This is a genomic window from Inquilinus sp. CA228 (assembly GCF_052078665.1).
Taxonomy (GTDB): Bacteria; Pseudomonadota; Alphaproteobacteria; order DSM-16000; family Inquilinaceae; genus Inquilinus.
The window spans coordinates 35,182-59,367 of sequence record NZ_JBQJIK010000025.1 but is presented as its reverse complement, the minus strand read 5'-3'; the positions used below and the strand labels follow the sequence as shown (position 1 = coordinate 59,367).

The window sequence follows — 24,186 nt, the reverse complement described above, 5'->3', positions numbered from 1 at the left end:
CGCCTGATGCGGCCGGGCCCAGCGTCATCGCCGCTTCCAGCGCCGGAATGGCGGCCGCCTCAAGCGGTCAAGCCCGGAAATGACGGAATAAGGGGACCCTAACGGCAATCCGGCGTCGGGCCAAATGCTTTTTTCGTCCCCAACGTTGCAACCAGACAACGCGGTATGCCTGCCAGATCGTGCGGCGTGCCGGCGATGTCAAGCCCCGCACCGCGGAACAGCGCCGCCACATCCGCCGCCTGGCCGATGCCGAGCTCGACCACCGCCGCGCCGCCGGGCGCCAGCAGATCCGGCAGCGCCGCCGCCAAAGCGCGGTAGGCGTCGAGCCCGTCGGCCCCGCCGGACAGGGCCAGGCGCGGGTCGTGCTCGCGCACCTCGGGCTCCAGCGCCGCGATGTCGGAATCGGGGATATAGGGCGGGTTGGACAGGACGAGGTCGAAGCGGCCGGCCAGCGCCGTCGCCCAGTCGCCGACCAGGAAGCCGGCGCGATCCGCCAGGCCCAGGGCGCGCGCATTGTCCCGCGCCACCCGGGCCGCGGCCTCGCTGTGGTCGACGCCGATGCCGAAGGCGGCAGGCCGGTCGTGCAGCACGGCGAGCAGCAGGCAGCCGGTGCCGGTGCCGAGGTCGAGCACGCGCAGCGGCCGGTCCGGGGCGGCGGCCAGCGCTGCCTCGACCAGCGTCTCGCTGTCCGGCCGCGGGTCCAGCGTCGCCGGGCCGAGCGCGAAATCGAGGCTCCAGAACTCGCGCCGTCCGAGGATGCGCGACACCGGCTCGCGCGTCGCCCGGCGGGCCAGGGATGCGGCGTAGCGCTCGGCGGCCTCCTGCGGCAGCGGCTCGGCGGCGCGCGACAGCAGGCCGGTGCGGTCGATGTCGAGGGCGTGCATCAGCAGCAGCCGGGCGTCGGACAGGGCGCTGTCGATGCCGGCGCCGGCCAGCCGCGCGGTGCCGTCGCGGAGGGCTTCGGCGATCTTTGGGGCGCGGAGGCTCACGGCTGGTCGGCGAGGGCGGCGAGGCGGGCGGCCTCGTCCTCGGCGATCAGCGCCTCGACCAACTCGTCCAGCGCCTCGCCCGCCAGCACCCGCTCGATCTTGTACAGCGTCAGGTTGATGCGGTGGTCGGTCACCCGCCCCTGCGGGAAGTTGTAGGTGCGGATCCGCTCCGACCGGTCGCCGCTGCCGACCTGGCTCTTGCGGTCGGCGGCGCGCACCGCGTCCTTGGCCGCCCGCTCGGCCTCGTACAGCCGGGCGCGCAGGATCTTCATCGCCTTGGCGCGGTTCTTGTGCTGCGACTTCTCGTCCTGCATCACCACCACGATGCCGGTCGCCAGATGGGTGATGCGGACCGCGCTCTCGGTCTTGTTGACGTGCTGGCCGCCGGCACCCTGGGCCCGGAACACGTCGACCCGCAGATCCTTGTCGTCGATCTGGATGTCGACCTCCTCCGCCTCCGGCAGCACCGCGACGGTGGCGGCGGAGGTGTGGATGCGGCCCTGGGTCTCGGTCTCCGGCACGCGCTGGACGCGGTGGGCGCCGCTCTCGAACTTCAGCCGGGCGAAGACGCCGCGGCCACTGATCTCGGCCGAGGCCTCCTTGTAGCCGCCGAGCGGCGTGTCGGCGATGTCCATCACCTCGAAGCGCCAGCCGCGGATCGCGGCGTAGCGCTGGTACATCCGGAACAGGTCGGCGGCGAACAGCGCCGCCTCGTCGCCGCCAGTGCCGGCGCGGACCTCGAGGATGGCGTTGCGGTCGTCGGCCTCGTCCTTCGGCAGCAGCTGCACCTGCACCCGCCGCTCCAGCGCCGGCAGGCTGTCGCGGAGGGCGAACAGCTCCTCCTGCGCCAGGGCCTTCATCTCCGGATCGGTCTCGGCCGCGGCCATGGCCTCGAGCTCGGCCAGCTCGGCCCGGCCGCGATGCAGCGCCGCGATCTCCTCGGCGAGCGGCTCGAGCTCGGAATATTCCTTGGAATAGGCGGTGAACTGGTCCGGCGTCAGCTTGCCGGTGCCCATGCCGTCGCGCAGCTCGGCCACGCGGGACAGGACGCGGTTCAGGTTTTCGTCGAGTTGCACGGAAGGCTCAAATCAAGGGAACGGGCCGGTCGGACGGACAGAGCAACCGGAAGCCCGCTAGCGGCCGGACTGGCGGATCATTCCGCCGCCTGGGCCGAGGCCGCCTCGGCGGCGGCGCGCTCGGCCTCGATCTGCTTGGCCTTGTCCTCGACCAGGGACACCAGGTGGTCGACGATGCCCTCGTCCTTCAGCCGGTGGTTCGGCAGGCCGTTGATGTAGACCTGATGCGTGCCCTTGCCGCCGCCGGTGAAGCCGATATCGGTCATCGTCGCCTCGCCCGGGCCGTTGACCACGCAGCCGATCACCGAGACGGTCATCGGCGTGGTGATGTGGGCCAGGCGCTGCTCCAGCACCTCGACGGTCTTGATCACGTCGAACTGCTGCCGGGCGCAGGACGGGCAGGAGATGATGTTGACGCCGCGGTGGCGCAGGCCGAGCGACTTCAAGAGGTCGAAGCCGACCTTGACCTCCTCCACCGGATCGGCGGAGAGCGAGACGCGGACCGTGTCGCCGATGCCGGACCACAGCAGCATGCCGAGACCGACCGACGACTTCACCGTGCCGCTGCGCAGGCCGCCGGCCTCGGTGACGCCGACGTGCAGCGGGTAGTCACAGGCCTCGGCCAGCGCCTGGTAGGCGGCGACGGCCAAGAACACATCCGACGCCTTGCACGAGATCTTGAAGTTGAAGAAGTCGTGGTCCTCGAGGATGCGGATGTGGTTGAGCGCCGACTCGACCATCGCCTCCGGGCAGGGCTCGCCGTACTTCTCCAGCAACTCGCGCTCCAGCGAGCCGGCATTGACGCCGATCCGCATCGAGCAGCCATGGTCCTTGGCCGCCCGCACCACCTCGGCCACCCGCTCCTTCGAGCCGATGTTGCCGGGGTTGATGCGCAGGCAGGCGGCGCCGTTCTGGGCCGCCTCGATGCCGCGCTTGTAGTGGAAATGGATGTCCGCGACGATCGGCACGGTCACTTCCGGCACGATGTGCTTCAGCGCCGCGCTCGACTCCTCGTCCGGGCAGGACACGCGGACGATGTCGGCGCCGGCGATCTCGAGCGCCCGGATCTGGTCGATCGTGCCCTGGATGTCCGTGGTCCGGGTGTTGGTCATCGACTGGACGGTGATCGGCGAATCGCCGCCGACCGGAACCTTGCCGACATGGATCAGGCGGGACTTCCGGCGTTGAATCTGGCGATAGGCGCGGACGGCGCTCATGACGGGACCTTAGGTGATGCGGCGTTCGTTGCGCGACAACATGGCCCTTTCACGCCGATCCCGCAATCCGGCAGGCGGCAATGCGACCATGTGCAGCCGGCCCCGCTCAATTGGCTGCGGCCGGCGCGCCCCGCAGCTTCTGCGGGTCGAGCGCGATGTTGCGCACGACCTGGCCGGGGCCGCCGAGCGACGCCACCGGCTGGCCGTCGACCTCGACCTGCAGCCCGCCGGCATTGCCGGTGGTCAGGCGCTGGCCGTCCTGCGGCGGCACGGCGTAGGTCTCGCCCGCCGCCATCACCCGGGTCATCACCAGCCCGCCCTGGCGGTCGCGGATCTGGACCCAGCTGTCGGCGCTGGCGCGCAGCATGATGCGGCTGTCGCCGGGGCCCGGGATCTGCGGCGCCGGCGGCTCGTTCGCCAAGGCGGCGCCGAGCGGGCGGTCGGCCAAGGCCATGGCGGCCGGCAGCTGGGTCGCTGGCGCCGCGATCTGCGGTGCGGTTGCGGCAGGGACGGCGGGCGGAGCCGCCGCGATCTGGGCCGGGGTTTCCGGCAGCGGCAGCGCCGGGGTGCCGGCCGGCGCGGTCGGGCCCGGCACGATCGGGCCGGCGGTCATGCGCTCGCCGGGGCCGGGTTCGGCCGCGGGGGCGGCCGCCTGCATGCTGGGACCGCTGTTCGGGGCGGCCGGCTGCACCACCGGGCCGGGATTCGGCTCGGTCGGGGTGCCGCCGTCGAGCAGCGCCGCGAAGCGCGCCGGCAGGGCCGCGATCTCCGCCGCCACGTCGCGGTTGGCCGAGGACAGGTAGTACCAGCCGGCATAGGCCAAGCCGCCGATCAGGACTGCGATCATCAGGATCGCGCCGCCGGGGATGCGGCTGCCTTCCGGCACCGGCGCCGGGAAGATCAGGTCGGGCTTCTTCTCGACCGCGGTGGATTCGCGCTTGAAGCGGGCCACCACCTGATCGCCGTCGAAGCCGAGGAACTCGGCATAGGTGCGGACGAAGCCGATGGCGTAGACCGGACCGGGCAGGTCCTGGTGCCGCCCGTCCTCGATCGCCTGCAGCAGCCCGTGCCGGATGCGCAGCGCCGCGGCCACGTCGTACAGGCTGTAGCCGGAGATCTCGCGCGCCTGGGCGAGGATCCGGCCGACCGGTGCGTTCATGTCGATCACGTGATCCACCGCCCCGGCATCGACAGGGTTGTCTGGGGAGTCCGCGGCCTCATGGACCACGGCGAGATGTTTCCGATTGCTCTGGGCCATGTCGTTTCGAGCCGCTTTGTGCTGAGCGAAATTGTTACAGATGAAAGCCGGCACGTCGCCCTGTCATGATGTCGAGGCCCACTCCCCCACGACCGAGACGACAATCTTTATTAAGACGATTCCGGCGGCACAGCAAAACGAATCCGAGACTCGCCGCACTATATTGCGACGTCATGGTCGAGGGCGTAGGCGCGGATGGCGGGGCGCAGCGAACCGCGAGCATTGGCGCGGACCCGGGACAACCAGCGCGAGAAATGGCCGAGATCCAGGCTGCGGACCATAGTCCTGACCGCGCCGATCGACGTCGCCGGCATCGACAGGGTGCGGAATCCCAGGCCCAGCAGAGTCATCGCCTCGATCGGCCGCGACGCCATCTCGCCGCACAGGCTGATTCGCCGCCCGGCGGCATCGCAGCGCGCCACCGCTTCGGCCAGGGCGGCGATCAGCCCCGGCGACAGCGTGTCGAAGCGCTGCGCCACCCGGGTGTTGGTGCGGTCGGCGGCGTAGAGATACTGCATCAGGTCGTTCGAGCCGACGGCGACGAAATCGGCCGCGCGCAGCACCTGGTCGAGCTGCCACAGCAGCGACGGCACCTCGAGCATCACCCCGACGGTGATCTCGTCCGACACCGGCGCGCCCTGGGCCGCGGCCCGCGCCACCTCGCGGTCGAACAGCGCCCGGGCGGCGTCCAGCTCGGTGATCTCGGACACCATCGGGAACATCACCCCGAAGGGACGCCCGGCGGCGCCCTGGATCAGGGCGCGCAGCTGCTGGCGCAGCATCGCCGGCCGGTCGAGGCCGATGCGGATGGCGCGCCAGCCCAGCGCCGGATTGTCCTCGTCGATCTCGGCGAAATAGGGCAGCCGCTTGTCGCCGCCGACATCGAGGGTGCGGAACACCACCGGCCGGCCCTCGGCCAGGTCCATCACCCGGGCGTAGAGGTCGGTCTGGGTGGCGACGCTGGGATATTCCGACCGCACCATGAACGGGATCTCGGTGCGGTACAGGCCGATGCCGTCGGCGCCGACCGCGTCAAGATGCGGCATGTCGGACAGCAGGCCGGCGTTCAGCATCAGCGACACGGCGGTGCCGTCGCGCGTCACCGCCGGCAGCCGCGCCTCCTCGGCATAGACCTTGCGCTGCCCGGCCTGGACCTGGATCGCCTTGGTGATGGTCTCGATCACGTCCTCGGACGGGCGGACGAAGACGTTGCCGTGGTCGCCGTCGACCACGATCGGGTCCAGCGGCTCGATCAGCCGCATCGCCTCGACGCAGCGGCCGACCACCGGGATGTCGAGGGCGCGGGCGATGATCGCGACATGGCTGGTCGCAGACCCTTCCTCCAGCACCAGGCCGCGCAGCTTGCGCCGGTCGTAGTCGAGCAGCTCGGCCGGGCCGATGGCGCGGGCGATCAGCACCATGTCGTCCGGCAGGGTGCCGAGCGCCGCGGCCGAGGTGTGGCCGGCCAGATGCAGCAGCAGGCGGTTGGCGAGGTCGTCGAAATCGACCAGGCGCTCGCGCAGATAGGGGTCGGTGACCCGGGCCATGCGCGCCGCCATGTCGTTCTGCACGCGCTGCACCGCCGCCTCGGCCGACAGGCCGGTGTCGATCGCCTCGTGGATCCGGCTGAGCCAGCCGCGATCCTCGGCGAACATGCGGTAGGTCTCGAGGATCTCGCCGCCCTCGCCGATGCCGACGGCGCGGTGGTCGGCCACCAGGTCGTCGATCGAGCGGTGCATGTGCTCGACCGCCTGGCGGAAGCGCTCCAGCTCCACCACCGGGTCGTCGGCCACCATCTGGCGGACGGTGATCTGGGTCCGGTGCAGCACCGCGAGGCCCTGGGCCAGGCCGCCGCTGAGGGCGATGCCGTGCAGCCGGGCCGGCAGCGACACCGCGGTCGGGCTCGCCACCTCGCCCGGCCGCGCGATCTCGCCGCCGACGATCAGCTCGGCCACCACCATGGCGATGGTCTCGAGCGTCTCGACCTCGTCCTCGGAGTAGTTGCGCTTCATCTGGTTCTGGATGACCAGCACGCCGCGCACCTTGCCGCCACGCAGGATCGGCACGCCCATCAGCGATTCGTAGGGGTCTTCGCCGGTCTCCGGGCGGTAGGCGAATTTCGGATGGGTCGGCGCGTTGGCGATGGCCACCGGCCGGGCCGTCGCCGCGATCTCGCCGACCAGGCCCTCGCCGACCCTGAGGCGGGTGCGGTGCACCGCGTCGGGGTTGAGGCCGATGGTGGCGAACAGCTCCAGCACGTCGCCCGGGCGGGCGACGTAGCAGGAGCAGACCTCGGCCACCACCTCGGCGGCGATCAGCTTGACGATCTTGTCGAGCCGCGACTGCGCGGTCCCCGACCCCGCCATGACGTCGCGCAGGCGGGCGAGGAGGCGACGCGACGGCCCGATGCCCGGGGCGGGCCCGCCCGCCGGCCGGGTCATCAGGCCCTCTCCATCAGGCCTTGTCCAGGCCGTAGGCGGTGTGCAGGGCGCGGACCGCCAGCTCGGTGTACTGCTCGGCCACCAGCACGCTGATCTTGATCTCCGAGGTCGAGATCACCTGGATGTTGATGCCGTTCTCGGCCAGCGCCTTGAACATGCGCTGGGCGACGCCGGCATGGCTGCGCATGCCGACGCCGATCACCGAGATCTTGACCACGTTCTCGTCCGGGATCAGGTGGCTGTAGCCCAGCGTCTCCTTGTGCTGGGACAGCACCTTGACCGCGCGCTCCAGATCCGCCTTGCCGACGGTGAAGGTCAGGTCCGTCGCCTGGCCGTCCTCGGAGATGTTCTGGACGATCATGTCGACATTGATGTTGGCATCGGTCAGCGGCCCGAAGATCGCCGCCGCCACGCCGGGCCGGTCCGGCACGCGGACCACGGTGATCTTCGCCTCGTCCCGGCTGTACGCGATCCCGCTGACGACCTCTTTCTCCACGATCTCGTCCTCGTCCACCACCAGGGTTCCCGGCACATCTTCGAAGCTGGACAGCACCTGCACCCGGACCCGATGGTTCATCGCCATCTCGACCGAGCGGGTCTGCAGCACCTTGGCGCCGAGCGATGCCATCTCCAGCATCTCTTCATACGTGATCTTATCGAGCTTGCGCGCCTTGCGCACGATCCGTGGATCGCAGGTGTAGACGCCGTCGACATCGGTGTAGATGTCGCAGCGGTCCGCCTTCAGCGCGGCGGCCAGCGCCACCGCCGAGGTGTCGGAGCCGCCGCGGCCCAGCGTGGTGATGCGGCCGGCGTCGGAGACGCCCTGGAAGCCGGCGATCACCGGCACCTCGCCGCGCGCCAGCGACTCTTCGAGCAGCCGGGCGTCGATGTCGAGGATGCGGGCCTTGGCGTGCGAGCCGTCGGTGTGCACCGCCACCTGCCAGCCCTGGAACGACCGCGCCGGCAGGCCGATCTCCTGCAGCGCCAGGGCCAGGAGGCCGGAGGTGACCTGCTCGCCCGAGGCCACGACCGCGTCGTATTCGCGCGGATCATGCAGCGGCGAGATGTCGTTGCAGTACTTCACCAGCTGGTTGGTGACGCCGGACATCGCCGACACCACGACCGAGACCTGGTTGCCGCGCGCGACCTCCGCCTGCACCCGACGGGCGACGTTCTTGATCCGCTCGACATCGGCGACCGACGTGCCGCCAAACTTCTGAACAATGCGCGCCATCGGCCGCCGCGGGTTTGAAGTGACAGGGGCGCCGCGGGCCGGAATGCCGGCATTGCGGCCGCGAGGCCCGCTACCCATACTGCGTCGCCGAGACCGACGCAACGTCCCCCGTGTTGCGTCGCCGTCGGCGATGCAAGGTTTAAAGACGAGGACCCTTCTTCATGGCGCAAAGCCCGGCGGCGACGATCGATTCCGCCGAGATCGCCCGCTTCGAGTCGATGGCGGCGGACTGGTGGGACCCGGACGGCAAGTTCCGCCCGCTGCACCGGATGAATCCGCTGCGCATCGGCTACATCCGCGACCGGATCTGCGCCCGGCTGGGCCGAGACCCGCTGGCGCCGAAGCCGCTGTCCGGCCTCAGGATCCTCGACATCGGCTGCGGCGGCGGCCTGCTGTCCGAGCCGATGGCCCGGCTGGGCGCCACGGTCACCGGGGTCGATGCCGGGGCCGAGGCGATCGGCGTCGCCCGCGCCCATGCCGCCGAATCCGGCCTCGCCATCGACTATCGCTGCAGCAGCGCCGAGGATCTCGCCGCCTCCGGCATCCGCTTCGACGCGGTGCTGGCGCTGGAGATCGTCGAGCATGTCGCCGATGTCGACGCCTTCTGCCAGGCCCTGGGGGCGCTGCTGCGGCCGGGCGGGACGCTGGTGATGTCGACCCTGAACCGTACCCGCCGCAGCTGGGCCGTCGCCATCCTCGGCGCCGAGCACCTGCTGCGGATCATCCCGCGCGGCACCCATGAGTGGCGCAAGTTCCTGAAGCCGCACGAACTGGCGGCGGCGCTGCGCCGGGCCGGGCTGGAGGTCGGCGACATCGCCGGCATGGTGCCCGACCCGCGCGGCGGCGGCTGGCGGCTGGCGCCGCACCATCTGGCGGTGAACTACATCCTGACGGCGGCCAAGCCGGGATGATCGTCGTCACGGGCAGCGCCGGCTATCTCGGCTCCCGCATCGTCACCTCGCTGCTGTGCACGGGCCCGGTGGCGGGGGTCGACCGGGCCGAGGCGCCGACCGTAACCCACCGCGCCGACATCCTCGACGGGGTCACCCGGCGCCGGGCCTTCCGCGGCGCCCGCGCCGTGATCCACACGGCCGGGCTGAACGGCGGCCCGGCCGGGCCGTCCGCGGCCGGGGAGATCCGGCGGATCAATGTCGGCGGCACCGAGGCGGTGATCGCCGCGGCGCGCGACGCCGGGATACGGCGGCTGGTGCTGACCAGCACCACCGCGCTGTATGGCGGCGCGATCCGCGATGCCGACGCCGCGGTCTGGGTGACCGAGAGCCTGCCGGCGGCGCCGGAGACGCCCTATGAGGAGAGCAAGCGCGATGCCGAGGCCCTGGTCCTGGCGGCCGCCGGATCCTTCCCGGACGGCTGCCTGATCCTGCGCTGCGGCCGGTTCTTCCCGGCACCGCCGAACGAGACGGTGAACGACCGGCTGTACCGCGGCGTCGACCCGCGGGACGTCGCGGCCGCCCATCTCCTGGCGGCGGAGCGGCCGGGCGGCGAGACCGCAGTGCTGAACATCGCCGCCGCCAGCCCGTTCACGGCGGAGGATTGCGGGCAGCTGCGCCGGGACCCGCTGCCGGCGCTGCGCCGGCACCACCCCTTCGTCGAAGGCGCCTACCGGCAGCTCGGCTGGCGGCTGCCGGCCACGATCGACCGGGTCTACGCCATCGACGCGGCGCGACAGACGATCGGCTATGCCCCGCAGCATAATTTCCGCGAGGCGCTGGCCGAGCAGCTGTGGCTCGACGCCTGGCCGCGCCGGTCCGAAGCGGCGCCGAAAGGAGGCTGACGGCATCTCTGCCGTGGAATTTTGTTCTTGCCGCCAGTCCACCCTGTGTTATCTAATTCTTGCTAATGAGTTCAATAAAATTAGCGCATGCTATATTGTGCGCGTCCGCTGGTGGGCCGGGATGAATATCGGGATTTTCACCGAATTGTATCCTCCGAGCATTGGCGGGCAGGAAATTCGCTTTGCCGAACTCGCGCAAGTCTTTCGGGAACGCGGCCACGATGTCTCGGTATATTGCATCGCGCACAGGCGAGATCTGCTGGAACGGGAAACTCTGGGTGGTATCGAAGTCCATCGCTTTCCCGTGGATGAGCACTATCGCCGGCCGCAATCCCGTGTATTGCCTCGGAATCCGGTCACCATACTAAAATATGCAACCTGGGTGCGAGGCGTTCTCAAGGCGCGCAGCTTCGACCTCAGCCTGTTCAACCAATGGCCCCTGGCCCATATCGCCTTCGCGCCGCGCAGCGCCCGGAAGCACGCCGTTGTCGACTGGTGCGAGGTGCGCGACGCCCGCTTCTACCGGCTCATGCAATGGATGCTGCCGCGCCTGAGCGGGCAGAACATGGGCGTCGGCCCGGCGGTGTGCGACCGCATCGGCGCCGTCTCCGGCCGGCCGGTGTTCTACCTGCCGAGCGGCATCCGCCGGTCCGCCTATCGCAGCCTGCCGGCCGCGGAGCGCCGCGACATCCTGTATCTCGGCCGCATCACCGCGCACAAGAACCTGACCTTCCTGATCGACGCCTTCGCCCGGCTGAAGACGGCCGGCCACAACCGGGTCGGGCCGCTGGGCGGCGACGCGCTGGTGATCGCCGGGGACGGCCCCGAGCTGCCGGCGCTGCGCGCCCATGCGGCGGCCTCGCCGGCCGCGGGGCAGATCCGGATCCTGGGCCCGGTCAGCGAGCAGCAGAAGATCGACCTGCTGGGCGGGGCCAGGCTGCTGGCGATCTCGAGCCGGCGCGAGGGCTTTCCCCGCGTCGTCGCCGAGGCCATGGCCAGCGGCCTGCCGACGGTGACCGCGCGCTTCCCGGAGAACGGCACCAGCGACGTCGTCGACCATTACGGCTGCGGCATCGTCACCGAGCCGGAGATCGAGGCCTTCACCGGCGGGCTGATCAGCGCCGCCGACCGATGGGAGGAACTGTCCCAGCGCGGGCTGGATCGCGCCGACGAGCTGGATTGGCAGGCGCTCGCGGAACGGATCGAGAGCCGTGCCGTGGCCGGAATTTCAAAGGTGAAGGTTCAGGATTCATGCGCATTCTGATCACGGGTGCGGCCGGATTCATCGGCAGCCAGATCACCCGGCGCCTGGCGCGCGACGGCCACGAGATCCTGGCCGTCGACAACCTGTCCTTCGGCCTCGAGAGCTCGCTGCCCGAGGCGGCGGTGTTCAAGCGCCTCAACCTCGGCACCTGCAGCAGCGCCGAGCTGATGGAGGTGGCCGAGGAGTTCCAGCCGGACGGCGCCGTCCATTTCGCCGCGATCCATTTCATCCCCTATTGCATGAACCACCCGGACGAAACCTTCGCCACCAATGTCCGGGGCACCGAGCTGGTGCTGCGCGCGCTCGAGCGCACCCCGGCGCGCAAGGTCGTCTTCGCCTCGACCATGGATGTCTACGCCGCGGTCGACCGGGTCCATCGCGAGACCGACCAGCCCGCCCCGGTCAACGCCTACGGCCTGTCGAAGCTGCTGGGCGAGGATCTGCTGGCCTATGCCACCCGCACCAACGGCCGGCTGTCCGGCGTGGCCCTGCGCTTCGCCAACGCCTTCGGCCCGGGCGAGACCAACCCGCATCTGATCCCCGACGCCCTGGCGCGCATGCGCGACCGGTCGCAGCCGGAGATCCGCATGGGCTATCTCGGCGCCACCCGCGACTTCATCCACATCGCCGACATCGCCGACGCCGCCATCGCCGCGCTGTTCCAGGACACCGGCCGGTTCGAGGTGTTCAACGTCGCCTCATCGGTGCCGACGCCGGTGCGCGACGTGGTCGAGATCCTCCGGCGCCTGGTCGGCGACCCCCGGCCGGTGGTCGAGGACCAGAAGCAGTTCCGCAAGTTCGACCGCCCGTCGCTCTCCGCCGACACCAGCAAGATCCGCTCGGCGCTGGGCTGGACCCCGAAATGGTCGCTCGAGGAGGGGCTGCGCGACCTGGTGCAGCGGACCCTCGGAGCCGAACTCCGCCCGGTCAGCCAGACCGCCTACGCCGTCCGGCCTCAGCCCCGGCGCCTGCGGTCGAGGCGATAGGCGAAGAAGGTGCCGAGCGCGAGGCCGAGCAGCCCGGCCACGGCTAGGATGCGGGCCTTCTTCGGCGAGGTCGGCTCCGACAGCACCTCCGGCGGTTCCAGCGCCTCGGCGGCGAAGGGCAGGTTCGGCTGGATCAGCATCAGGATCTTCTCCTGGTCCAGGATCAGGCCGATCAGGGTCTGCCGATAGTCGTTGACGGTGACGCTCTGCAGCCGCCGCTGCAGGTATTCGAGCTTGCTCTGAGTCTGCTGATAGATCGCCTGCTTGATCCGATCGTCGCTGTACTGGTGCAGATAGCCCAGGGTCCGGCGCGCCACCTCGGCGTCGGTGGCGTCGAGCGACAGGGTGGTGATCGGCGAATCCCGGTCCTGCTCCTGGTTGAGATTCTTGCGCAGGAACTCGGCGACCGCCTGGGCGCTGGTGTCGACGTCGGTGTCGAGGCCGACATAAGCCTTGGCCGGGGTCAGGAACGAATCGCTCTCCCAGAACTTCTTCTGGTCGTTCCAGCGCAGATTCATCAGGCTCTCGATCAGCCCGGCATGCTCCTTCAGCGCCGACGCCGTGTTCACCGAGGTGAGCTGCTTGGAGAAGCGGTCGAAATAGGTGATCTGCTCGTTACCGGTCAGGCTGGTGAGGGAATTGGCGATCACCGAGGAGCCGGCGTTGCGCAGCAGGTCGGACAGCTGCTGCGACGCCTCGGTCGGCATGACGACGAGCCGCGAGGTGAAGCGCGTCGGCGCCACCACGATCCAGGCCACGCCGAGGCCGATCACCACCAGCGTGATAAAAGCGACCAACCATTTATGACGCCAGGCCGAACCGATCAGCTCCTGAGCGATGGTCTCGGTCGGGCGCTCGCGGTCGGGCGCGATGTCGGCGGTGCTGGGCACGGGGCTGAGGCGATGATGGTCGCTGGCGAAGGTCATGCCGCGCTCGCATCCAGTTGCCGACGCGCCTCGACGGTCCGGAGCAGCGTCATGAAGCCATCGACCACGATCGCGACGTTCTCCTCGGTCATGCTGCCGGGGTCGTGGACCGGATCCCCGACCCGGCCGGGGAAGGACTGGGCGTAGAGCCAGCCCAGGAAGGCGGCCGGCTCGACCCGGCCGTCGCGGTCGTCGCGCTGCAGCAGCCGCTCGAAGCCGGCGCGGGTCAGTGCCGACAGGTCGATCGTGCCCGGCGACATCACCGGCGCGAAGTACATCGGCGCGAAAGTCCCGGCCTTGAGGCCGAGCAGGCCGGCCTCGAGGCAGACCGTGCCGGAGGGCGACAGCACCAGCTTCGCCGCCTCCATCAGCCGGAAGGTGTCGGCATGGGGATCGACCAGGCGGACGCCCGGGATCCGCCGCAGCTCGTCATAATAGCGCGGCGGGCGGAAGCCGAGCGCGTTCGAGTGCTCCTTGACGTAGATCTCCCAGCCATGCGGGATCACCCGCGACAGGGCCCGGACATTCTCGATCTGGTTCGCCTTGCGGTGGACGACGACGTCGATCGACGCCTCCGGCTGCATGTGCATCGTCACCAGCACGAAGGGTCGCGTGCCCGGGATGCCGTCGCGCTCGAACGGCTTCTGCCAGCGGACCCGGTAGGTGTTGACGATCCGGCTGAAGCGCCAGCGCGAGCGGTGCGCCAGGGTCGGCAGGGTCTCGTCGCCGTCCGTCACCTTGGAGAAGGTCTGCACCACGGATTCGCCGAGCCAGTGGCGGCGGAGGAACCGGATCTTGTTGTTGATGTGGAAGTAGTAGGGCCGGTAGGTGCGGCCGCGCAGCGCCTCGAGGATGGCGTCGGCGGCCTCGCGGTCCGACCGGTCCGGCTTGCGGACCTCGTAGATCCCGGTCTGGCTGTGGTCGGTGAAGAAGCCGAAGCGGTCGGACGGCACCCGCACCGTGGCCGGGACGAAATAGCCCCGCCCCTGGGCCTTGCACAGCAGCGCCGTGGCCAGCTCGAAGGCCCAGGTCTGCTCGCCGAACGCGGCCCGGATGTCGTGGGCCTGCAGGAAGCGCGAGATTTCCCGCGTGGCCACGACCAGATAGGCCTTGCCATAGGGCCGCTTGCACAGCTCCCGGTCCATCAGCACGACTTCGTTGGCGGCCAGCCCGCCGGCCTCGAGCTCGGTCAGCCCGGCATCGTCCGGGTCCGCCGGCGGCGCCGCGCGCCATTCATCCTTGAAATCGGCGAGGCAGAGGATCCGGTCGCGGCGCCAGCCCTTTTGGATCAGCGCATCCGCCCACCGCCGGCTGGCCGCGATCCAGAAGATCCCAACCCCCTTCCGCTCGAGGCCGCGCCCGATCCTCTCGAAGAACATCGTCCGGTAATTATTGGACAAAAGACATATATTCATTAGCCCGCGCCATAGGATCAGGGGCACGCCGTGGAGACTCGACGGCATGAACCGACGGCCCCCAGCATACACCCCACTAACCCGTAAGGAGAGGCGGTGACAAGAGACGACGCACGGAACGCGAGCAGAAACCGCGGCTCCGATCAAATCAAGGTGGTGGCGGGCCGGACCGGCCGGCGCGATCAGGAATCGGTGCGCGACACCCAGGGTATGCGGGCGACGCCGATGCCTTCTTCCTCGAGCTCGCGCGCCTCGGCCTCGGTCGCCTCGCCGTAGATGTCGCGGTGCCCGGTTTCTTCGTGGTGGATCTTGCGCGCTTCCTCGGCGAAGCGGTCGCCGACATACTCGCAGTTTTCCTCGATCCGGCGGCGCAGGCCCTCCAGCTCGCGGCGGGCCTCGGCCATGGTGGTGTGGGTCCGGTGCCCGTCTTCCGACGAACGCTTGGCCGATGACCGCTTGGCGATCGCCGGCGCCATCAGCGCCTTCTCGACCGAGCCGCTGCCGCAGATCGGGCAATTGACCTCGCCCGCCGCGACCTGCGCGTCATAGGTGTCGCTGTTGCGGAACCAGGCCTCGAATCCGTGGCCGCCCTCACATCGCAATTCGTACAGGATCATCGCATTCCATGCTCCGCTTTTGTCATACGATGGTCTGTCCCGGGCCGCAAAGAAAATGACGCCTCACATCCCGCCGATGCCGCATATCCCCCCTGTGTCCGCATGGGTCGCGCGCTTCGCGCCGCTGGTGCCGAAGACCGCTCCGGTGCTCGATCTCGCCTGCGGCAGCGGTCGCCATCTGCGAGATTTCCGGGCCCGCGGCCATGCCGTGGCCGGCGTCGACATCGAGCTGCAGGGCGTGGCGGACCTGGCCGGTGCGGAGGGGGTCGAGATCGTGCAGGCCGACATCGAGGCCGGCCCCTGGCCCTTCGCCGGGCGCCGCTTCGCCGGCATCGTCGTCGCCAACTACCTGCACCGGCCGCTGCTGCCGGTGATCGTCGAGGCGCTGGCCCCCGGCGGGGTGCTGATCTACGAGACCTTCGCCCAGGGCAACCAGCGCTTCGGCCGACCGTCCACCCCGGCCTATCTGCTCAAGGCCGGGGAGCTCTTGGAGGCGGTGGCCGGGCGGCTGCAGGTCGTGGCCTATGAGCATGGCGAGGTCGCCTCGCCCCGCGCCGCGGTGGTGCAGCGGATCTGCGCCGTTGCCGACCGGACGCCGGTGCCGGCGCTGGACGGGTCGCCCGAACCGCATCCCCTGCCCGCGCCCTGAGCGCTCCTCACCCGCATCGGGAGCCGGTAGGATCGGCTGGATTTGCGAAAACGTCAGGCATTTGCAGTCGAAGGAGACAGGCGTGGCCGAAGGAACGATCGTCTGGGGCGTGCTGGGCGCCGCCAAGATCAACGACAAGGTCGTCCCGCCGATGACCACGGCCCGGCACTGCCGGGTCAAGGCGATCGCCTCGCGCTCGGCGGAGAAATCCGCGGCCGCGGCGGCGAAATACGGGCTGCCGGTGGCCTATGACAGCTACGAGGCGCTGCTGGCCGACCCGGAGATCGACGCGGTCTACATCCCGCTGCCGAACCACCTGCATGTCGAATGGACCATCAAGGCGGCCGAGGCCGGCAAGCATGTGCTGTGCGAGAAGCCGATCGGGCTGAACGCCGAGGAGGCGCGGCGGCTGATCGCGGCGCGCGACAAGAGCGGCCGGCGCATCCAGGAAGCCTTCATGGTGCGCACCCACCCGCAATGGCTGAAGCTGCGCGAGCTGGTGCAGGAGGGCGCGATCGGCGAGCTGCGCGCCGTCACCGGCACCTTCACCTATCGCAACATCGACCCCAACAACATCCGCAACAAGGCCGACATCGGCGGCGGCGGCCTCCTGGACATCGGCTGCTATCCGATCACCACCTCGCGCTTCATCACCGGTCGCGAGCCGCGCCGGGTGGTGTCGCTGCTGGACCGCGACCCGGTGTTCAAAGTCGACCGGCTGGGCAGCATCCTCTTGGACTATGACGGGATCCAGGCCAGCTTCGTCTATTCGACCCAGCTTCCCGGCTACCAGCGCATGCAGTTCCTGGGCACCAAGGGGCGGATCGAGGTGGAGATCCCGTTCAACGCCCCGAGCGACCGGCCCTGCCGGCTGCTGCTGGACGACGGGTCCAGCCTGGTCGGCGACGGCATCAAGCCGATCGAGATCCCGGCCTGCGACCAGTACGGCGTCGCCGCCGCCGCCTTCGCCGAGGCGATCCTGAAGGGCGGCGAGCAGCCGGTGCCGCTGGAGAACACCCTGGCCAACATGCAGGTCATCGACGCGGTCTTCCGCTCCGCCCACACCGGCCGGTGGGAGACGCCGTGAGCGAAGTGCCGACGGTCGCCGAGCCGACCGCCATCACCCGTGAATCGCTGAAGAGCGGCGTGCTGCAGCGCATGATCGCGGTCGGCGACCCGACCGCGGAGGTGCTGTCCTTCGAGGCGCTGGCCGAATCGCGCCGGGCGACGCTGGCGGCGGAGCAGGCCGCCGGCGGCGACGTCTGGGTGTTCGCCTATGGCTCGCTGATCTGGAACCCGGCCTTCCACTTCGTCGAGCGGCGCACCGGGCTGATCCATGGCTGGCACCGCCGTTTCTGCCTGTGGACCGCGCTGGGCCGCGGCACGCCGGACCGGCCGGGGCTGGTGCTGGGCCTCGACCGCGGCGGCACCTGCCGCGGCGTGGTGTTCCGCATCGCCGCCGCGGCGGTGGAGGAGGAGCTGGACCTGATCTGGCGGCGCGAGATGGTGACCGCGTCCTACACCCCGCGCTGGGTCACGGCGGCGACGCCGGAGGGCCCGGTACGGGCGATCGCCTTCACCATCAACCGCACCCAGCCGCGCTATGCCGGCCGGCTGAGCGAGGAGGAGACGGCGCGGGTGCTGGCCCGGGCCTGCGGCCAGCTTGGCAGCTGCCAGGAGTATTTCCGCTCGACCCACGACCATCTGCTGGCGCTCGGCATCCGCGACCACGGGCTGGAGGCGCTGCGGCGCCGGATCGCGGCGCTGGGCCTCTAGGCCGTTCAGTCGTCGCGGTAGCCGAGGTAGCGCCCGTCGGCATCGTAGCGGTTGATGCGGTTGCCGCTGCGCTCTTCGTAGCCCAGATAGCGGCCATCCGAATCATAGCGGTTTACGCGACCGCTGCCGCTGCGCTCCTCATAGCCGAGGTAGCGGCCCGAGCCGTCATACTGCACCTCGCGGCCGCCGGGCTGGTCCTCGCGGTAGCCGAGATAGGTGCCGCCCGCGTCGTAGCGTTGGATCCGGCCGCCGCTTTGCTCCTCATAGCCGAGATAGCGGCCATCCGCATCGTAGCGGTTCAGGCGGTTGCCGCTGCGCTCCTGATAGCCGAGGTAGCGGCCCGAACCATCGTAGAGGTTCTGGCGCTGGGCCAGGGCGGTGCCGAAGCTCAGCAACAGCAGCACGGCCAGGAGCGGGGCGAGGCCGTGCCGAATCCATCGAATCTCCATTCATCCCTCCCATCGACAATGCCGGCCCGGATGGTGCGGCAACGACGGGCCCACGCCCGAGGATGGCGGCGGATCGCGGCTTTTCCGGGTCCCGGGCGGGTCGGAAGGGCGGCATCCCGCCCGCTCGACCGGCCCGCGCCGCCCCGCTAGCATGGCCGGGGCAGGGGGATGACGGCGGAGGACGCAATGGCGTTCGTCATCATCGGTCTATGGGTGGCCTGGTGGATCTACTGGCACCTTGCCGCCTTCGGCACCAAGCCGACCCGGCGCACCGAATCCGTGGCCTCGCGCCTGTCGCACATCCTGCCGCTGGTCCTGGCCGTGGTGCTGTTCATCCGGCCGGGGATGGCCGGCCCGGCCCTGGGCGCGCCGATCCTGGCATACCAGCCCGGCTTCGACATCGCCGGCGCCCTGCTGGTCGCGGCCGGCCTCGGCTTCGCCGTCTGGGCCCGGCTGCACCTGGCCGGCAACTGGAGCGGCACGGTGACGCTGAAGCAGGACCACGAGCTGGTGCGCAGCGGCCCCTATGCCCTGGTGCGGCACCCGATCTACACCGGCCTGCTGCTGGCCGCGGTCGGCACCGTCGTCGCCATCGACAGGTGGAGCGCCGTGCTGGCCCTGGCGCTGATGGCCGCCGCCTTCCTGCGCAAGATCGTGATCGAGGAGCGCTTCATGGCCGACGCCTTCGGCCCGGCCTATGCCGCCTACAGCCGCGCCACCGCCCGGCTGGTGCCGTTTCTGTGGTGAGGTGAGGCCGGGGCCGCAGCCCCGCCGCACCCGTCAAAGGCCGAAGTCGCCGGCCGTGAGCGCGATCTGCCCGGTCAGCCGGATGTGGAAGTCGGACACGCCGTCGCCGTCGACGTCGCCGGCGACAACGGAAAGGCCCGGGGCGCCGAAGGACAGGCGCAGCTGGCCGGCGACCCCGGTGTAGAGGCCCGTGCCGATGAAGGTGAAGGCCTGGTCGCCGGCGGCCGCCCGGTTCGCATCGATCTGCGACAGGTCGATGCGATCGCCCTGGGCGCGGCTGAAGTCGGTGATCACATCGGCATTCGCGTTGAGGACGCTGTCGGACGGGACGGTGAAGACGAAGCGGTCGGCACCGGCGCCGCCGGTGAGCGTGTCCTTGCCGCCCAGACCCTCGAGGGTGTTGGCGGCAGCGTTGCCGGTGAGCTGATTGGCCGCGGCGTTGCCCGACAGCCGGAAAGCCTGGACGCCGGTGACGACACCGGTCTCGACATTGACCGGCAAGGTGTAGCTGGTGAGCAGGCCGGAATCCGCGGAGACCTGCACGGTGTCGAGGCCGGCGCCGGCGCCTTCGGACACGGCGTCGAAGGACCAATGGTACATCACCCATTGGCCATCCCCGATGACGTTGACGTCGAGCAGCGAGTAGACGTCGTTGCCGGCGCCGCCTTCGAGCGTGTCATAGCCGGCGCTCCCGTTCAGCCGATCGTCGCCGGCCTCGCCCAAGAGACGATCGGCGCCGGTGCCGCCGGTCAGCACATTGGCGGATTCATTGCCCAGGAGGGTGAAGGCCTGGCCGCCCAGGACCAGCCCGTTCTCGACATTGGCCGGCAGGAAGTAGCCGGATTTGAAGCCGGTCTCCGAGGAGACCTGGATGGTGTCCGTGCCCTCGCCCGCCCCCTCGACCACCTCGTCGAACGCCCAATGGTACATGACCCATTGGCCATCCCCGAGGATCGAGACATCCTCCAGGCGGTAGGTGTCGTCCCCGAAGCCGCCGAACAGGTTGTCGTATCCGGTCCCACCGTCCAGGAAGTCGCTGCCGCCGTCGGGAACGTTGGGGTCGGCGGGATCGAGGCCGTCAACGTAGCCGAACAGCCGGTCGTTTCCGGCGCCACCATAGAGCCGGTCGTCGCCAATCTGGCCGAACAGAACATCATTCCCGCCAAAGCCAGAGAGAATATCGCCGCCGCCGTAACCCCAGATGACATCGTCCTCGGACGTGCCCGCCAGCCAGTCGGCTTGGTCGGTTCCGTTAATCCACACCATGACCATTCTCCTCTCCGCTGTGTCCCGCCGCCCCGTGGGGCGTCCCCGCTTGCGGCAGCGTCAGCTTGCGCCGTGACTGCCGTCCGTGGCGTCATCCGAACGTCTAATGCTCGATCGGCCCTGGAGGACTATCCTATCCACCGGCGCGGAGTCCGCGGCAGCGGACCCCGCGCCGGTGGAGCGTTCGGCGGTGGCACCTTTCAGAAGCTGGCCTGCACCCGGTAGAGGGCGGCATAGGCGCCGCCGGCGACCAGCAGCTGCTCATGCGTGCCCTGCTCGGCGATGCCCTGGTCGGTCAGGACCAGGATGCGGTCGGCGTGGCGCACCGTCGACAGCCGGTGGGCGATCACCAGCGTGGTGCGGTCCCGCGCCAGGTCCAGCAGCGCCTCCTGCACCGCGCGCTCGCTCTCGTTGTCGAGCGCGCTGGTGGCCTCGTCGAAGATCAGCACCGCCGGGTCCTTCAGGAAGGCCCGGGCGATGGTCAGGCGCTGCTTCTGCCCGCCGGACAGCTTGACGCCACGCTGGCCGACATCGCTGTCGTAGCCGTCCGGCAGCGCCATGATGAAGTCATGCGCATTGGCCGCCCGGGCGGCCGCCACGATCTCCGCCTCGGTCGCGTCCGGCCTTCCGTAGCGGAGGTTCTCCGCCACCGTCCCGGCGAACAGGTAGACGTCCTGCTGCACCACGCCGACGGCGCGCCGCAGCGACGCGAGGGTGACGTCGCGGATGTCGGTGCCGTCGATCAGGATCCGGCCCTCGGTCGCCTCGTAGAAGCGCGGGATCAGGGCGCAGAGCGTGCTCTTGCCGGCACCCGAGGCCCCGACCAGGGCGACGAACTCGCCCGGCCGGATGTCGAGCGACAGGTCGCGGAACACATGCGGCCGGTCGTCCTCGTAGCGGAAGCCTACGTCCCGGAAGCTGATCGCGCCGCGCGGCCGGGCCAGGTCGACGGCGCCGGGCCGGTCGCGGATGTCCGGCTCGACCTCCAGGATCTCCATCATCCGGGTAAAGCCGGTGTAGCCCTCCTGCCAGAGCCGGGCCAGGTTCGCCAGCCGCTTCACCGGGTCGACCAGCGCCGCGACGCACAGCAGGAAGGTCAGCATGTCGGCGACGGCGAGCTGCCCCTGGGCGACCCGGACCGCGCCGGCGACGATGATGACCACCGTGATCAGCTGCGGGAAGGTCTCCGTCCCCATCGAGAAGAAGGCCTCGCTGCGGTAGCCGGCGCGGCGGCTGTCCAGGAAGGCGGCGTTCTGCGCCTCGAAGCGGCGATTCTCGACCGCCTCGTTGGCGAAGGACTGCACCACACGGATGCCGGCCAGCGAATCCTCCACCCGCTCATTGACCGCCGCGATCCGCTGCTTGCTGAGCAGGAGCGCCCGGTTCATGCGGCGGTTGAAGTGCAGCGCATAGGCGACGGCGAAGGGCAGCACCGCCAGGATCATCAGCGCGAGCGGCAGGTCGAGCCAGGCGAGGATGGCGATCGCCCCGGCGAATTTCAGCACCGCGATCGCCAAGTCCTCGGGTCCGTGATGGTACAGCTCGCCCAGGTAGAACAGGTCGTTGGTGATCCGGCTCATCAGCTGGCCGGTGCGCTCGCGGTCGTAGAAGCTGAAGGACAGCTTCTGCAGATGCCCGAACAGCTCGCGGCGCAGGGCGCTTTCCATCTTCGCGCCCATGATATGGCCCTGATAGTCGACGAACAGGTTGCTGAGTGCCTGCAGCAGGACCACGGCGAGCATGGCCGCGCCGAGGACATAGACCTCGCCGAGCGCCCCGGGGACGTCGCCCAGGCCGGTCAGCCGCTTGGTGACGATGTTGGCGCCGAGCGGCAGGATCAGCGCCGTGGCGGAGACGACGACGGCGCAGAACAGATCGGCCGCCAGCAGCGGGAGGTGCGGCCGGTAGGCGGACAGGAACTTGCGCAGCCGCGCCCGGGCCACGGCGCGCGGCACGTCGCGTGAGGTCGGCGGGGAAGCGGGCTGGACGCTGGAAGCGTCGACCGCGGCAGCCGGGCTGCGCGGTCGGAGAGCGAGGCGGCTAGGTGCGGCGTCTCGAGGCGCCGGCGACCTCCGAATTCGGGACAACATGAAGCGTCATGTCCTTGCGAGGGGCGGGAACTCCTTTCTGCTGGGACATGAACGTCGTCATCTTGCTCTCCTGGGATCGGTCGGCCGCGCACCATACGGCAGCCGCGGCTGTCGGGCAACCCGGCGTGCCGCCGAGGGTCAGGCCTGCATCCGCCGCCGCCGCGCCTGCACCGGCTGGCGGGGATGGCCGGTGGCGTCGTCGGTGTGCCAGGCCTGGGACTGGAATTTCAGGAACAGGGCGGCCCAGCGCCCCTGCGGGAAGGCGATCAGCAGGGCGCCGTCCTGGCCGACGGCGTTGTCGCCGCGGAACCGCTCCTCCGGGCTGCCCTGGTTCATGTGGATGTTGTGCATGCCGCGCGACGGGGCGAAGCCGAAGCCGTGATCGGCCACCGGGTCCGGCCCGAAGGGCTCGCCGAAGGCGTAGAGCATGGCGTCCGGCTGATTGATCGCCCGGGCGACGATGCGGTCGATCTTCTCGTTCAGGTCGTTGTCCGGCCCCGGCCGGGTGGCCGGCAGCGGCCGCATATGGGAGCGGTCGAACAGCCCGTCGCGGACATAGTCCAGCCCCTGCCCTCTGGGGATCGCGGTCAGGCCCGGCGGCAGCGCCGCCAGCCGCACGGTCACCGGATGGTCGAAATCGGGGTCGAGCACATATTCCACCAGCGACGGCCAGGCCGAGCCCTGGACATTGACCGCCGCCCGGTGGTCGCGGCCGCCGTCGTCGACGCGGATCTGGTAATGGGTCGAACCCTCGGCGGCGAGGCGGCGGTCGGTCGGGCGCCCCTTGAGCACCGCGTAGCGCTCGAGCGCCATGCTCCGCGGGCTATTCCCCGGCCGCGCGCAGCGGCGGGCCGGGTGGGACGACGCGGCGGTCGTGGCGCAGCGCCGGCACGGCGTTGCGCGCCTCCTCCACCCGCGCCAGGTCGATCTCGGCGGTGACGATGCCGACCTCCTCGCCGGCATCGGCCAGGATCTCGCCCCAGGGCGCCACGATCAGCGAGTGGCCATAGGTCTGGCGGCCCTGGTCGTGGGTGCCGGTCTGGGCCGGGGCGATGACGAAGCTGCCGGTCTCGATCGCCCGGGCGCGCTGCAGCACGTGCCAATGCGCCTGGCCGGTCTTGCGGGTGAAGGCGGCCGGCACGCTGAGGATGTCGGCCCCGGCCTGGGCCAGAGCCCGGTACAGATAGGCGAAGCGCAGGTCGTAGCAGACGGTCAGGCCCAGCACGCCGCCGGTGGGCAGCGGCGCCACCACCGCCTGGTCGCCCGGCCCGAAGGTGGCGCTCTCGCGGTAGCGCTCGCCGCCGGCCAGGTCGACGTCGAACATGTGGATCTTGTCGTAGCGCGCCAGGATCTCGCCCGACGGCGCGAACAGGTAGGAGCGGTTGGCGGCTTTGCCATCAGGAAGCCCGATCGACAGCGACCCGATCAGCAGCGTCGCCCCGGTCTCGCGCGCCAGCTCGGCGAAGTAGGGCAGGCCGGGATGCCGCTCCTCCGGCAGGGCGCGCGCGAGCACGGCCTCGCGGCCCTGGACGATGAAGCCGGTGTTCTCGGGCGTGGCGATCAGCGTCGCCCCGGCGTCGCGGGCCTGCCGGATCAGTGCCCCCGCCATCTGCAGGTTCGGCTCGATCTCGGTGCCGACATTGAGCTGGACGCAGGCGGCGGTGAAGCGGGTCATGCTGTCGCCCCGGGAAAGGATCAGGCCGGTGCGGATTCGGCCAGCAGCGGATCGAGCCTGCCGGCGCGCTCCAGCGCCTGGAGGTCGTCATTGCCGCCGACATGGGTGGCGCCGATGAAGATCTGCGGCACGGTGTTGCGGCCATTGGCGCGCTGCCGCATTTCGTCCCGCCGCGACGGCTCGGCCACCACATCGACCTCCTCGAAGCCGACGCCCTTCTGGGTCAGCAGCTTCTTGGCCATGTAGCAATAGGGGCAGAACGGGCTGGAGTAGACGGTGACGGATGGCATGCAGATCCTCCGAAGAGTTCCTCGAA

The 24,186-nt window shown here is 70.2% G+C and carries 23 protein-coding genes; 8 read left to right on the top strand and 15 right to left on the bottom strand.

Annotated features, from left to right (window positions below):
• Positions 1-98: 98 nt before the first annotated feature.
• From prmC to ACTOWL_RS14515, 6 genes are all read right to left on the bottom strand, one after another.
• Entirely contained in the window at positions 99-989 is an 891-nt protein-coding gene (gene prmC, locus ACTOWL_RS14540; RefSeq protein WP_441321957.1) for a peptide chain release factor N(5)-glutamine methyltransferase, read from the bottom strand.
• Entirely contained in the window at positions 986-2,065 is a 1,080-nt protein-coding gene (gene prfA, locus ACTOWL_RS14535) for a peptide chain release factor 1 (RefSeq protein WP_441321956.1), read from the bottom strand. Before prfA ends, prmC begins: the two co-directional genes overlap by 4 nt.
• Positions 2,066-2,142: 77 nt before the next feature.
• Positions 2,143-3,282 (bottom strand): flavodoxin-dependent (E)-4-hydroxy-3-methylbut-2-enyl-diphosphate synthase, encoded by a 1,140-nt coding sequence (gene ispG, locus ACTOWL_RS14530; protein ID WP_441321955.1) that lies wholly within the window; start codon positions 3,280-3,282, stop codon positions 2,143-2,145.
• Positions 3,283-3,388: 106 nt separating this feature from the next.
• On the bottom strand, positions 3,389-4,540 hold the full coding sequence (locus ACTOWL_RS14525) for a helix-turn-helix domain-containing protein (protein ID WP_441321954.1): 1,152 nt from the start codon (positions 4,538-4,540) through the stop codon (positions 3,389-3,391).
• Positions 4,541-4,698: 158 nt separating this feature from the next.
• Positions 4,699-6,981, bottom strand: a complete 2,283-nt coding sequence (ptsP, locus tag ACTOWL_RS14520; protein WP_441321953.1) for a phosphoenolpyruvate--protein phosphotransferase — start codon at positions 6,979-6,981, stop codon at positions 4,699-4,701.
• A 13-nt stretch (positions 6,982-6,994) separates the two neighbouring features.
• Positions 6,995-8,215, bottom strand: a complete 1,221-nt coding sequence (locus ACTOWL_RS14515; protein WP_441321952.1) for an aspartate kinase — start codon at positions 8,213-8,215, stop codon at positions 6,995-6,997.
• Between the two features lie 161 nt (positions 8,216-8,376).
• Between ACTOWL_RS14515 and ubiG the strand changes: the two genes are divergently transcribed.
• Genes ubiG through ACTOWL_RS14495 form a run of 4 tightly spaced genes read left to right on the top strand, consistent with a single transcriptional unit; the run spans position 8,377 to position 12,260 of the window.
• Positions 8,377-9,126 (top strand): bifunctional 2-polyprenyl-6-hydroxyphenol methylase/3-demethylubiquinol 3-O-methyltransferase UbiG, encoded by a 750-nt coding sequence (gene ubiG, locus ACTOWL_RS14510; RefSeq protein WP_441321951.1) that lies wholly within the window; start codon positions 8,377-8,379, stop codon positions 9,124-9,126.
• The gene (locus ACTOWL_RS14505; protein ID WP_441321950.1) at positions 9,123-10,010 is read left to right on the top strand and encodes an NAD-dependent epimerase/dehydratase family protein; all 888 of its coding nucleotides are present in this window, start codon (positions 9,123-9,125) and stop codon (positions 10,008-10,010) included. Before ubiG ends, ACTOWL_RS14505 begins: the two co-directional genes overlap by 4 nt.
• Positions 9,916-11,274 (top strand): glycosyltransferase family 4 protein, encoded by a 1,359-nt coding sequence (locus tag ACTOWL_RS14500; protein ID WP_441321949.1) that lies wholly within the window; start codon positions 9,916-9,918, stop codon positions 11,272-11,274. Before ACTOWL_RS14505 ends, ACTOWL_RS14500 begins: the two co-directional genes overlap by 95 nt.
• On the top strand, positions 11,262-12,260 hold the full coding sequence (locus ACTOWL_RS14495) for an NAD-dependent epimerase/dehydratase family protein (RefSeq protein WP_441321948.1): 999 nt from the start codon (positions 11,262-11,264) through the stop codon (positions 12,258-12,260). Before ACTOWL_RS14500 ends, ACTOWL_RS14495 begins: the two co-directional genes overlap by 13 nt.
• Here ACTOWL_RS14495 and ACTOWL_RS14490 read toward each other — a convergent pair.
• From ACTOWL_RS14490 to ACTOWL_RS14480, 3 genes are all read right to left on the bottom strand, one after another.
• The gene (locus ACTOWL_RS14490; protein ID WP_441321947.1) at positions 12,230-13,186 is read right to left on the bottom strand and encodes a Wzz/FepE/Etk N-terminal domain-containing protein; all 957 of its coding nucleotides are present in this window, start codon (positions 13,184-13,186) and stop codon (positions 12,230-12,232) included. The two genes, ACTOWL_RS14495 and ACTOWL_RS14490, sit on opposite strands and share 31 nt — an antisense overlap.
• Positions 13,183-14,565, bottom strand: a complete 1,383-nt coding sequence (locus tag ACTOWL_RS14485) for a hypothetical protein (RefSeq protein WP_441321946.1) — start codon at positions 14,563-14,565, stop codon at positions 13,183-13,185. Before ACTOWL_RS14485 ends, ACTOWL_RS14490 begins: the two co-directional genes overlap by 4 nt.
• A gap of 218 nt (positions 14,566-14,783) precedes the next feature.
• Entirely contained in the window at positions 14,784-15,218 is a 435-nt protein-coding gene (locus tag ACTOWL_RS14480; protein ID WP_441321945.1) for a DUF1178 family protein, read from the bottom strand.
• A 94-nt stretch (positions 15,219-15,312) separates the two neighbouring features.
• Between ACTOWL_RS14480 and ACTOWL_RS14475 the strand changes: the two genes are divergently transcribed.
• The 3 genes from ACTOWL_RS14475 to ACTOWL_RS14465 all read left to right on the top strand — a co-directional run bounded on the left by ACTOWL_RS14475 (position 15,313) and on the right by ACTOWL_RS14465 (position 17,643).
• The gene (locus ACTOWL_RS14475; protein WP_441321944.1) at positions 15,313-15,867 is read left to right on the top strand and encodes a class I SAM-dependent methyltransferase; all 555 of its coding nucleotides are present in this window, start codon (positions 15,313-15,315) and stop codon (positions 15,865-15,867) included.
• A gap of 82 nt (positions 15,868-15,949) precedes the next feature.
• Positions 15,950-16,954, top strand: a complete 1,005-nt coding sequence (locus ACTOWL_RS14470; RefSeq protein WP_441321943.1) for a Gfo/Idh/MocA family protein — start codon at positions 15,950-15,952, stop codon at positions 16,952-16,954.
• Positions 16,951-17,643: a gamma-glutamylcyclotransferase gene (locus tag ACTOWL_RS14465; RefSeq protein WP_441321942.1), complete on the top strand. Its 693-nt coding sequence runs from the start codon at positions 16,951-16,953 to the stop codon at positions 17,641-17,643. Before ACTOWL_RS14470 ends, ACTOWL_RS14465 begins: the two co-directional genes overlap by 4 nt.
• Before the next feature lie 5 nt (positions 17,644-17,648).
• On the opposite strand, the gene ACTOWL_RS14460 is transcribed toward ACTOWL_RS14465, so the two are convergent.
• Positions 17,649-18,092 carry a hypothetical protein gene (locus tag ACTOWL_RS14460; RefSeq protein WP_441321941.1) on the bottom strand — a complete coding sequence of 148 codons (444 nt, stop codon included), beginning with the start codon at positions 18,090-18,092 and terminating at the stop codon, positions 17,649-17,651.
• A 186-nt stretch (positions 18,093-18,278) separates the two neighbouring features.
• Between ACTOWL_RS14460 and ACTOWL_RS14455 the strand changes: the two genes are divergently transcribed.
• Positions 18,279-18,839 (top strand): methyltransferase family protein, encoded by a 561-nt coding sequence (locus ACTOWL_RS14455; protein ID WP_441321940.1) that lies wholly within the window; start codon positions 18,279-18,281, stop codon positions 18,837-18,839.
• 33 nt (positions 18,840-18,872) lie between these two features.
• On the opposite strand, the gene ACTOWL_RS14450 is transcribed toward ACTOWL_RS14455, so the two are convergent.
• The 5 genes from ACTOWL_RS14450 to grxC all read right to left on the bottom strand — a co-directional run bounded on the left by ACTOWL_RS14450 (position 18,873) and on the right by grxC (position 24,160).
• A complete protein-coding gene (locus tag ACTOWL_RS14450; protein WP_441321939.1) occupies positions 18,873-20,105 on the bottom strand; it encodes a calcium-binding protein in 1,233 nt (410 codons plus the stop codon).
• A gap of 200 nt (positions 20,106-20,305) precedes the next feature.
• A complete protein-coding gene (locus ACTOWL_RS14445; protein WP_441321938.1) occupies positions 20,306-22,060 on the bottom strand; it encodes an ABC transporter ATP-binding protein in 1,755 nt (584 codons plus the stop codon).
• A gap of 273 nt (positions 22,061-22,333) precedes the next feature.
• The gene (locus tag ACTOWL_RS14440) at positions 22,334-23,008 is read right to left on the bottom strand and encodes a DUF2278 family protein (RefSeq protein WP_441321937.1); all 675 of its coding nucleotides are present in this window, start codon (positions 23,006-23,008) and stop codon (positions 22,334-22,336) included.
• Positions 23,009-23,018: 10 nt separating this feature from the next.
• Positions 23,019-23,870, bottom strand: a complete 852-nt coding sequence (locus ACTOWL_RS14435; protein WP_441321936.1) for a carbon-nitrogen hydrolase family protein — start codon at positions 23,868-23,870, stop codon at positions 23,019-23,021.
• A gap of 20 nt (positions 23,871-23,890) precedes the next feature.
• Positions 23,891-24,160 (bottom strand): glutaredoxin 3, encoded by a 270-nt coding sequence (gene grxC, locus ACTOWL_RS14430; RefSeq protein ID WP_441321935.1) that lies wholly within the window; start codon positions 24,158-24,160, stop codon positions 23,891-23,893.
• Positions 24,161-24,186 lie beyond the last annotated feature (26 nt).

What these genes read in the sequence shown, in the direction of transcription:
- ispG (WP_441321955.1), bottom strand. Translation starts at nt 3,282, where the DNA reads ATGAGCGCCGTCCGCGCCTATCGCCAGATTCAACGCCGGAAGTCCCGC.
- ACTOWL_RS14455 (WP_441321940.1), top strand. Translation starts at nt 18,279, where the DNA reads ATGGCGTTCGTCATCATCGGTCTATGGGTGGCCTGGTGGATCTACTGG.
- ACTOWL_RS14500 (WP_441321949.1), top strand. Translation starts at nt 9,916, where the DNA reads ATGCCCCGCAGCATAATTTCCGCGAGGCGCTGGCCGAGCAGCTGTGGC.
- ACTOWL_RS14515 (WP_441321952.1), bottom strand. Translation starts at nt 8,215, where the DNA reads ATGGCGCGCATTGTTCAGAAGTTTGGCGGCACGTCGGTCGCCGATGTC.
- grxC (WP_441321935.1), bottom strand. Translation starts at nt 24,160, where the DNA reads ATGCCATCCGTCACCGTCTACTCCAGCCCGTTCTGCCCCTATTGCTAC.
- ACTOWL_RS14440 (WP_441321937.1), bottom strand. Translation starts at nt 23,008, where the DNA reads ATGGCGCTCGAGCGCTACGCGGTGCTCAAGGGGCGCCCGACCGACCGC.
- ACTOWL_RS14505 (WP_441321950.1), top strand. Translation starts at nt 9,123, where the DNA reads ATGATCGTCGTCACGGGCAGCGCCGGCTATCTCGGCTCCCGCATCGTC.
- ACTOWL_RS14525 (WP_441321954.1), bottom strand. Translation starts at nt 4,540, where the DNA reads ATGGCCCAGAGCAATCGGAAACATCTCGCCGTGGTCCATGAGGCCGCG.
- ACTOWL_RS14450 (WP_441321939.1), bottom strand. Translation starts at nt 20,105, where the DNA reads ATGGTGTGGATTAACGGAACCGACCAAGCCGACTGGCTGGCGGGCACG.
- ubiG (WP_441321951.1), top strand. Translation starts at nt 8,377, where the DNA reads ATGGCGCAAAGCCCGGCGGCGACGATCGATTCCGCCGAGATCGCCCGC.
- ACTOWL_RS14485 (WP_441321946.1), bottom strand. Translation starts at nt 14,565, where the DNA reads ATGTTCTTCGAGAGGATCGGGCGCGGCCTCGAGCGGAAGGGGGTTGGG.
- ACTOWL_RS14490 (WP_441321947.1), bottom strand. Translation starts at nt 13,186, where the DNA reads ATGACCTTCGCCAGCGACCATCATCGCCTCAGCCCCGTGCCCAGCACC.
- ACTOWL_RS14495 (WP_441321948.1), top strand. Translation starts at nt 11,262, where the DNA reads ATGCGCATTCTGATCACGGGTGCGGCCGGATTCATCGGCAGCCAGATC.
- ACTOWL_RS14480 (WP_441321945.1), bottom strand. Translation starts at nt 15,218, where the DNA reads ATGATCCTGTACGAATTGCGATGTGAGGGCGGCCACGGATTCGAGGCC.
- ptsP (WP_441321953.1), bottom strand. Translation starts at nt 6,981, where the DNA reads ATGACCCGGCCGGCGGGCGGGCCCGCCCCGGGCATCGGGCCGTCGCGT.
- ACTOWL_RS14435 (WP_441321936.1), bottom strand. Translation starts at nt 23,870, where the DNA reads ATGACCCGCTTCACCGCCGCCTGCGTCCAGCTCAATGTCGGCACCGAG.
- ACTOWL_RS14460 (WP_441321941.1), bottom strand. Translation starts at nt 18,092, where the DNA reads ATGGAGATTCGATGGATTCGGCACGGCCTCGCCCCGCTCCTGGCCGTG.